Source organism: Amycolatopsis rhizosphaerae, from assembly GCF_007713715.1.
GTDB lineage: Bacteria > Actinomycetota > Actinomycetes > Mycobacteriales > Pseudonocardiaceae > Amycolatopsis_E > Amycolatopsis_E rhizosphaerae.
In genome coordinates this window covers 1-8,178 of record NZ_VJWX01000322.1, presented here as the reverse complement: position 1 = coordinate 8,178, position 8,178 = coordinate 1, and the positions used below count along the sequence as shown (strand labels likewise).

The 8,178-nt window shown below is 70.6% G+C and carries 10 protein-coding genes; 8 read left to right on the top strand and 2 right to left on the bottom strand.

Annotated elements, in window-relative coordinates:
* The 4 genes from sucB to lipB all read left to right on the top strand — a co-directional run.
* Positions 1 to 718 (top strand): 2-oxoglutarate dehydrogenase, E2 component, dihydrolipoamide succinyltransferase (gene sucB / locus FNH05_RS25880; RefSeq protein ID WP_144591320.1); only part of this gene is annotated, 718 nt, incomplete at its 5' end.
* A gap of 86 nt (positions 719 to 804) precedes the next feature.
* Positions 805 to 1,674: a TIGR01777 family oxidoreductase gene (locus FNH05_RS25875; protein ID WP_144591319.1), complete on the top strand. Its 870-nt coding sequence runs from the start codon at positions 805 to 807 to the stop codon at positions 1,672 to 1,674.
* 11 nt (positions 1,675 to 1,685) lie between these two features.
* A complete protein-coding gene (locus tag FNH05_RS25870; RefSeq protein ID WP_246127941.1) occupies positions 1,686 to 2,300 on the top strand; it encodes a phosphatase PAP2 family protein in 615 nt (204 codons plus the stop codon).
* 10 nt (positions 2,301 to 2,310) lie between these two features.
* Positions 2,311 to 3,045, top strand: a complete 735-nt coding sequence (gene lipB / locus FNH05_RS25865; RefSeq protein ID WP_144591318.1) for a lipoyl(octanoyl) transferase LipB — start codon at positions 2,311 to 2,313, stop codon at positions 3,043 to 3,045.
* An 88-nt stretch (positions 3,046 to 3,133) separates the two neighbouring features.
* Here lipB and FNH05_RS25860 read toward each other — a convergent pair whose 3' ends face one another.
* Positions 3,134 to 4,069, bottom strand: coding sequence for an LLM class F420-dependent oxidoreductase (locus tag FNH05_RS25860; protein ID WP_144591317.1), 936 nt, complete (start codon positions 4,067 to 4,069; stop codon positions 3,134 to 3,136).
* Positions 4,070 to 4,083: 14 nt separating this feature from the next.
* Positions 4,084 to 4,704: a TetR/AcrR family transcriptional regulator gene (locus FNH05_RS25855; protein ID WP_186382738.1), complete on the bottom strand. Its 621-nt coding sequence runs from the start codon at positions 4,702 to 4,704 to the stop codon at positions 4,084 to 4,086.
* 117 nt (positions 4,705 to 4,821) lie between these two features.
* On the opposite strand from FNH05_RS25855, the gene FNH05_RS25850 reads away from it, so the two are divergent.
* The 4 genes from FNH05_RS25850 (at position 4,822) to FNH05_RS25835 (ending at position 8,117) form a co-directional block, all read left to right on the top strand.
* Positions 4,822 to 5,337 carry a hypothetical protein gene (locus tag FNH05_RS25850; RefSeq protein WP_144591315.1) on the top strand — a complete coding sequence of 172 codons (516 nt, stop codon included), beginning with the start codon at positions 4,822 to 4,824 and terminating at the stop codon, positions 5,335 to 5,337.
* Positions 5,338 to 5,382: 45 nt separating this feature from the next.
* Complete coding sequence (locus FNH05_RS25845) at positions 5,383 to 6,327, top strand: oxidoreductase (protein ID WP_144591314.1); 945 nt, start codon at positions 5,383 to 5,385, stop codon at positions 6,325 to 6,327.
* Positions 6,328 to 6,377: 50 nt separating this feature from the next.
* Positions 6,378 to 7,379, top strand: a complete 1,002-nt coding sequence (gene lipA / locus FNH05_RS25840; protein ID WP_144591313.1) for a lipoyl synthase — start codon at positions 6,378 to 6,380, stop codon at positions 7,377 to 7,379.
* 87 nt (positions 7,380 to 7,466) lie between these two features.
* Positions 7,467 to 8,117, top strand: coding sequence for a DedA family protein (locus FNH05_RS25835; protein ID WP_144591312.1), 651 nt, complete (start codon positions 7,467 to 7,469; stop codon positions 8,115 to 8,117).
* The last annotated feature ends 61 nt before the right edge of the window (positions 8,118 to 8,178 follow it).

The following is an 8,178-nucleotide window of genomic DNA, read 5'->3' as shown; positions in this document are numbered from 1 at the left end:
CGGCACGGTGCAGAAGGCGAGCCGCATCCGGCAGGTCATCGCGCAGCGCACCCGCGAGTCTCTGCAGACCTCGGCGCAACTCACCCAGGTGTTCGAGGTCGACGTGACCAAGGTGGCCCGGCTGCGCCAGCAGGCCAAGCAGGGCTTCGTCGAGCGCGAGGGCGTGAAGCTGACCTTCCTGCCGTTCTTCGCGAAGGCCACGGTCGAGGCGCTCAAGCAGCACCCGAACATCAACGCCTACCTCAACGAGGAGACCAAGGAGATCACCTACTTCGGTGAGGAGCACCTCGCGGTCGCCGTCGACACCGAGAAGGGCCTGATCTCCCCGGTCATCCACAACGCGGGTGAGCTGAACCTGGCGGGCCTGGCGCGCGCCATCGCCGACCTGGCGGCCCGCACCCGGGCCAACAAGGTCAAGCCGGACGAGCTGTCGGGCGGCACCTTCACGGTGACCAACCTGGGCAGCAACGGCGCACTGTTCGACACGCCGATCATCAACCAGCCGCAGTCGGGGATCCTCGGCGTCGGCGCGGTGGTGAAGCGGCCGGTCGTGGTGACCGACGCGGACGGGCAGGACACGATCGCGATCCGGTCGATGGCCTACCTGGCGCTGACCTACGACCACCGCCTGATCGACGGTGCCGACGCGGGCCGGTTCCTGACCACCATCAAGAACCGTCTGGAAGAGGGCCACTTCGAGGACGAACTCGGCCTCTGATCCGGCTTCCCCAGAGGGGGTGCTCCCGTCACCGGGTGCACCCCCTCTCGCCTGTCCCGGAACCGTCCTCCTCCTAAGCTTGACCCATGAGAGTCCTCGTCGCGGGTTCCCGCGGGCTCATCGGCACCGCACTCGTCACCGCGCTGAGCGGGGCGGGGCACGAAGTGCGCAGGCTCGTCCGCGGCGGTGGCAGGTACTCGTGGGATCCTCCGGCCGGGCGCATCGACGAGCAGGCGGTCGAGGGGATCGACGCGGTGATCAACCTGTGCGGCGCGCCGCTGACCCAGCGGTGGAGCGCCGCGCGCAAACAGGTGATCCTGGACAGCAGGATCGAGCCGACCGAGGTGCTCGCCGAGATCGTCGCGGAGCGCGGCATCCCGGCACTGATCAACGCCTCCGCCGTGGGCTACTACGGCGACACCGGCGACACCGTCACCGACGAATCGTCGCCGCACGGCCAGGGATTCCTCGCCGGCCTCTGCGTGGCGTGGGAGGCGGCCACGAAGCCCGCGGCCCACGCCGGGGCCCGGGTGGTGCACCTGCGCACCGGACTGGTGCTCAGCGGCCGCGGCGGACTGCTGGGCGCGCTGAAACCCCTGTTCCAGCTCGGCCTGGGTGGCCGCATCGGGGACGGCAGGCAGTACCTGCCGTGGATCAGCCTGCGGGACGAGATCGAGGCGATCCGGTTCCTGGTGGAGCACGAAACCCTGTCCGGACCGGTGAACCTGTGCGGGCCGGAGCCGGTCACCAACGCCGAGTTCACCCGTGCGCTCGGGCACGCGCTGCACCGGCCCGCCCCGTGGCGGGTCCCCTCGCTCGCCCTGCGGTTCGCCCTCGGCGAGATGGCCGACGAAATGGCGCTGGTCTCGCAGCGGGTGGTGCCCGGCGTGCTGGAGCGCGCGGCCTACCCGTTCCGTGACACGACGCTGGAGTCGGCACTGGCGGCGGAACTTTGATCCGCTGGCTGGTGCCCGGCACTGTGTGCCTGGGACTGTTCTTCGCGCTCGGCATGACGGTCGCGAGCCATCCGGCGGCCGTGGACATGGCCGTGGCCTCGGCGTTCCAGGGGTGGTGGCGGGCGACGCCCGGGCGGATCTCCCAGGTGCTGAGCGACCTGCTGGGGATCGTGGTGCCTTCGGTGGCCGCGATCGCCCTGGTGCTGGCCCTCTTCCTGCGTCTGTATCGCGGCTACCGGCGTGACGCGTCCGTCCTGGCACGGATCGCACTGGTGTTCGGGTTGTGCCGGCTCACCAGTGTGCTCGGCAAACCGCTGTTCGTGCGGGCCCGCCCGCGTTCCTACCCCGAGTTCGCCTACCCGAGCGGCCACGTGGTCGCCATCGCGGGCACCGGGATGGCCGCGGTGCTGCTGTGCGTCTGGTTCGCGCCCCGGCTGACGCGCTGGGCGGTGCTGACCTTCGGCGTGGCCACCGTGATGGTCGCGCTGACGCGGCTGGTCCTGGGGGTGCACTGGCTCACCGACACCATCGGGTCGGTACTGGCGGTGCTGGGGATCGGTCTCGCCGCCGCGAGCGTGGTGAGGCTCCTACCCGGGCCGGTGCACGAACGTGCGCTCCCGGCGTAGCCTGCGAACCGTGAGTGCTCCTTCCTGCCGCGCGACGCGTGAACCCGTCGATGTCCGCTCCATCGGCACCATCGACTACCTCCAGGCCTGGGACCTGCAGCGCACGTACCTCAACGCCCGCGCCGACGGCACCGGCCCGGACACCATGCTGCTGCTGGAGCACCCGTCGGTGTACACCGCGGGCAAGCGGACGGAACCCGGTGACCGGCCCGCCGACGGCACCCCGGTGATCGACGTGGACCGGGGCGGCAAGATCACCTGGCACGGGCCGGGGCAGCTGGTCGGCTATCCGATCGTGAAGCTGGGCGACCCGATCGACGTGGTCCACTACGTGCGCAGGCTGGAAGAGGCGCTGATCTCGGTGTGCGAGCAGTTCGGCGTGCACACCGGCCGCGTCGAGGGCCGCAGCGGTGTCTGGGTACCCGCCGACGACCGCGGCCCCGAGCGCAAGATCGCCGCGATCGGCATCCGCGTCCAGCGGGGCGTGACGATGCACGGGTTCGAGCTGAACTGCGACGCGGACCTGGGGGCCTTCGACAAGATCGTGCCCTGCGGCATCCGGGACGCCGGGGTCACGTCGCTGTCCTTCGAGCTGGGCCGCACGGTCACCGTCGCCGAGGCGCTGGCCCCGGCGCGGGATGCCGTCCTCGCCGCGCTCGACGGGGATCTCCCGGTCAGCGACGACCGCTGGCTGCCGCGCCCCGAGGCGCCGTCCGCCCCCGGCGTGACCTTCGCCCTCCAGTAGCCGAAGCGGGGGACCGTCTGCTCCGATTCCGAATGATTCGAAGCAAACGTCCCCCGCTCCGCACTTCCCCACGGGCTCGCCGCCGGTGTCAGTCCAGCTGCGGGGCGATCTCCGAGGCGATGAGCGTCAGGTGGTCGAGGTCGCTCAGATCGAGGACCTGCAGGTAGAAGCGGGTGGCCCCGGACTCCTCCCGGTAGCGCCCGATCTTGTCGACCACCTCGGCCGGAGTTCCGGCGAGGCCGTTGAGCCTGAGTTCGTCCACCTCACGGCCGATCGCCTCGGCACGCCGGGCGACCTCGGCATCGTCGCGGCCCACGCAGACCACCTGGGCGGCGGAACGGATGATCTCCTCCGGATTCCGCCCGATGGCCTGCGCCGCGGCCGCGACCCGCTGGAACTGCTCGGCCGCGGTGACGGCGTCGGCGAAGGCCGCGTTGAACTCGTCGGCGAAGCGGGCCGCCAGCGCCGGAGTGCGCTTCTTGCCGCCGCCCCCGATGATCACCGGGGGCCGGGGGGACTGCGCCGGCTTCGGCAGCGCCGGGGCGTTCTCCAGCCGGTAGTACTCGCCCTCGTGGCTGAAGGTCCCGCCTTCGGGGGTCTCCCACAAGCCGGTGATGATCTCCAGCTGCTCGCTGTAGCGGTCGAAGCGTTCCTTCAGCTCGGGCAGCGGGATGCCGTAGGCGCTGTGCTCGTCGGCGTACCAGCCCGCGCCGAAGCCGAAGTCGATCCGGCCGCCGGACATCTGGTCCACCTGCGCCACGCTGATCGCCAGCACCGACGGGTGCCGGAAGGTGGCGGCGGTGACCAGCGTGCCCAGGCGGATCCGGGACGTCTCGCGGGCGAGCGCGGCGAGAGTGATCCACGCGTCGGTGGGGCCGGGCAGACCGCTGGCATCGCCCATCTTCAGGAAGTGGTCGGAACGGAAGAACGCGTCGAAACCCGCTTCCTCCGTGGTTTTCGCGACGCGGAGCAAATCGTCGTAACTGGCGCCCTGCTGGGGCTCGGTGAAAATCCTCAGGTCCACCGGACCCACAGTAGTCAGTCGTTCCCGCCGCCGGTCCGGCGCAGCCGGTTGAGCAGTTGCACGATCACCCCTTCGACTTGTTCGCCGACCTTCTTCGGATCGGTCGAACTGGCGATCTCGGTGGCGGCGGCGAACAGCGCGCCGAACAGCATCCGCGAGGTGATCTCCACCGGCACCTGGTCCACGTCACCGGCCTCGATGAGGTCCTCCAGGCTCGAGCGGATCAGCCCGAAGCTGGCCCTGTCCTCGGCTTCCCGCCACCGTTCCCAGCCCATCGCCACGGGCGCCTCGTGGAGAGCGATGCGCTGGTACGACGGATCGAGACAACTGGAAATGAATTCCCGCAATCCGTTGAGGGCACGCTGCCAGGGCGGCTCGGGGCCGCGCATGATTTCTTCGAGGCGGCCGAAGACAGCGCTTTCCACTTTTTCGAAGGCCGCTTCGAAGAGCGCTTGTTTGCCACTGAAATGGTGGTACAGCGCTCCCTTCGTGACCCTTGCCCGCTTGGCGACCTCGTCCAGCGAAGTTCCGGCGTAACCGCGCTTGGTGAACAGCTCCACGGCGCTGTCCACGAGCGCCGCTCGGGTGGATTCCGAATAGTCGAGTCGCCTGGACCGCGTTGTCGCCACGCTCACAAGCTTACGCCGGACAGCCCTTCACATACCCGTGGTATGTTGTCCCTGTCGGCACCATACCGACAGTATGGGGCAAACCGAGAGTATGGCCAGGGTCACGGACAGAGGGGACGACCCATGAGCTGGACCGACTTCCACCGCCGTCGCGAGATCTGCGACGAAGTAATCCGCCAAGCCGCCCGCGATCCCCGGGCACCACTGCCGTTCGCGGAGGTCCCCGGCGCCCGGGAGTACTTCTGCGGCGAAGAGGAACTGCTGCTCGCCCTGCACTACCAGTGGGCGCAGGTCCTCAGCGGTCACCTCCGGACCGAACTCACCGAACTGGGCGGGGACACCGATCGCGTCGACGCGGCCACCCGCGCCTGGCGCAAGGCCGTCGCGCGGCACACCACCTTGCGCGAGGTGCTCGACGCGAACCTGGAACGCCACCCGGCGCTGCGCGCCCGCCACGAAGCCGAGTTGCGCATGCTCGCCGTGGCCGCCGGCCTGGCCGGTCCGGCAGAACCGGCCGACGAGGTGACCAGGATCGGCGCCGCGTTCGCCGCCCTGCTGAGGCACGCGCCCGCACTCGAACCGGCCAAGCCCCGCAACCGGGTCAGTGCCCTGCTGAGGATGCTCGTCCCCAGCGCCTGATCTTCTTGTGCCCAAAACACCGCCGGGCGCGTTAGCATCCCTGCCATGCGCAGGTGGACCGAAGCGGACATGCCTGACCAGTCCGGTCGCACGGCGGTGATCACGGGCGCGAACTCCGGTTTGGGGCTCTACAGCGCCGCCGCGCTGGCCCGCAAGGGCGCCCGCGTCCTGCTCGCCTGCCGCTCCCCCGAGCGCGGCGAGCAGGCACTTCGGCGGGTCTCGGCCCTTGCCCACACCGCGCCGAAGCTGATCCGCCTCGACCTGGCGGACCTGGCCTCCGTGCGCGAGGCCGCCGCCGAAATCCGCGACACCACCGGCGACGCGCTCGACCTGCTGATGAACAACGCCGGTGTGATGGCCACCCCCTACCGGCGCACCGCCGACGGGTTCGAGCTGCAGTTCGGCACCAACCACCTCGGCCACGCGGCGCTCACCTGGCTGCTCATGCCCGCACTGCGCGGCGGCAGCGCCGCCCGGGTCGTCACCCTGTCCAGCCTCGCCGCCCGCGGCGGCCGGATCGACTTCGGCGACCCGAACTTCGAGCACCGTCGCTACAACGGTGCCACCGCCTACAGCCAGGCCAAGCTCGCCAACCAGGTGTTCGCGCTCGAACTCGACCGGCGGCTGCGCGAGGTCGGCCTCGACATCGTCAGCGCCGCGGCCCACCCCGGCTACACGGCCACCGGTCTCAACAGCGCGATGGCGCGGTCCTACGGCAATCCCCTGCTGCGGAACCTGATTCAGGGTGCTTCCCACCTCGGGGACGCGCTGCTCGCGCAGAACGTCCGAACCGGCGCGCTCCCGCAGCTGTACGCCGCGACCGCGCCCGGAGTCAACGGCGGCGACTACGTCGGCCCGGACCGCTTCGGCGGGATGCGGGGCCACCCCACCGTCATCCAGCCCCTTCGCCCCGCACTCGACCGCCGCAACGGCACCGCGTTGTGGGAGCTGACCGCCAAGCTCACCGGCATCACCCCCGACCCCGCCTAGCGTCGCGTCGCCCCGGCCGCCGGGCGCGGCCGGCGGCGTAGGCTGGGCGCGTGACTGTTGCGCCTGAGGGTCGGAAGCTGCTGCGGCTTGAGGTCCGCAACAGTGAAACCCCGATCGAGAAGAAGCCGTCGTGGATCAAGACCCGGGCCAAGATGGGCCCGGAATTCACCGAGCTGAAGGGGCTGGTGCGCCGCGAAGGGCTGCACACGGTCTGCGAAGAGGCAGGCTGCCCCAACATCTACGAATGCTGGGAAGACCGTGAAGCGACCTTCCTGATCGGCGGCGACCAGTGCACCCGCCGCTGCGACTTCTGCCAGATCGACACCGGCAAGCCCACGGAACTGGACCGCGAGGAACCGCGCCGGGTGGCCGAAAGCGTGCAGGCCATGGGGCTGCGCTACTCGACCGTCACCGGCGTCGCCCGCGACGACCTGCCCGACGGCGGCGCCTGGCTCTACGCGGAAACGGTGCGCCAGATCCACGCACTCAACCCGGGCACCGGCGTCGAACTGCTCATCCCCGACTTCAACGCCGACCCCGGCCAGTTGGCCGAGGTCTTCTCGTCACGGCCGGAGGTGCTGGCCCACAACGTCGAGACGGTGCCGAGGATCTTCAAGCGGATCCGCCCCGGCTTCCGCTACTCCCGGTCGCTGGAAGTGATCACGAAGGCCCGTGAGGCCGGGCTCGTCACCAAGTCCAACCTGATCCTCGGCATGGGGGAAACCCCCGAGGAGGTCGAGCCCGCGATGCGCGACCTGCTGAACGCCGGCTGCGAGATCCTCACCATCACCCAGTACCTGCGCCCCTCGCTGCGGCACCACCCGATCGACCGCTGGGTCAAGCCCGAGGAGTTCGTCGAGCACGCCCGGGTCGCCGAGGCGCTGGGCTTCCCCGGGGTGATGGCCGGTCCGCTGGTCCGCTCCTCCTACCGCGCGGGGCGGCTCTACGCGCAGACCAAGCGCCACCGTGGCGAGCCGCTGCCCGAGAACCTCGCCCACCTGGCCGCCGCGGGGCCCGCCGCACAGGAGGCCAGCAGCCTGCTCACCCGGTAGGGATCCGGGACTTTCCCCGAGCCCGGCACCGTCCGGTCACGCTACGTTGGAAACGACCGAAGACGGCAAAACGGACAGGGGAAGAGCGTGGCGCTGGTAACCGACGTACTCGACTGGCTGCAGAACCTGCCGCAGCCCGCCCTGGTCGGCGCGACCGGCGCGCTGGTGTTCTTCGAATGCACCATCGGCCTCGGCTTCCTGGCCCCCGGCGAGTCCGGCCTGCTCGTCGCGGCCACCACCGCGCACACCGTGCCCCGGTTCCTCATCCTGTGGACCGTGGTCACGGTGTGCGCGACACTCGGCGACTCGATCGGCTACGCCATCGGGAACCGCTGGGGCCCGCGGCTGCGCGAGACCAAGCTGATCCGCAAACACGGCGTCGACGCCTGGGACAAGACGACCGGCGTGCTGCAACGCCGGGGGGCCTTCGCGGTGTTCTTCGCGCGGTTCCTGCCGGTGATCCGCACCCTGATGCCGGCCGCGGCCGGCACCTCGGGCCTGCCGTTCCGCCGGTTCCTGCCCGCCGCGGCCGCCGGCGCGCTGTGCTGGTCCGCGCTGCACATCAGCCTCGGCGTCGCACTCGGCGAGGCCGCCAAGAAGATCGAGAGCGCACTGAGCACGGGCGGGCTGATCGTGGTCGGCGTGCTGGCCGCGGCAGGCGTGTTCCTCCTGCTCCGGTGGAAGCGGAAGAAGGCGCTCGCCCTGGCCGAGGACTCCGTCCGGGACTCCGCTCGCTGACCCCCGGGGCCGGCGCCCCGGTCGAATCGACCGTGAAGGGCCCCTTCACGGTCGATTCGAC

What these genes read in the sequence shown, in the direction of transcription:
- FNH05_RS25875 (WP_144591319.1), top strand. Translation starts at nt 805, where the DNA reads ATGAGAGTCCTCGTCGCGGGTTCCCGCGGGCTCATCGGCACCGCACTC.
- FNH05_RS25850 (WP_144591315.1), top strand. Translation starts at nt 4,822, where the DNA reads ATGAGCTGGACCGACTTCCACCGCCGTCGCGAGATCTGCGACGAAGTA.
- FNH05_RS25845 (WP_144591314.1), top strand. Translation starts at nt 5,383, where the DNA reads ATGCGCAGGTGGACCGAAGCGGACATGCCTGACCAGTCCGGTCGCACG.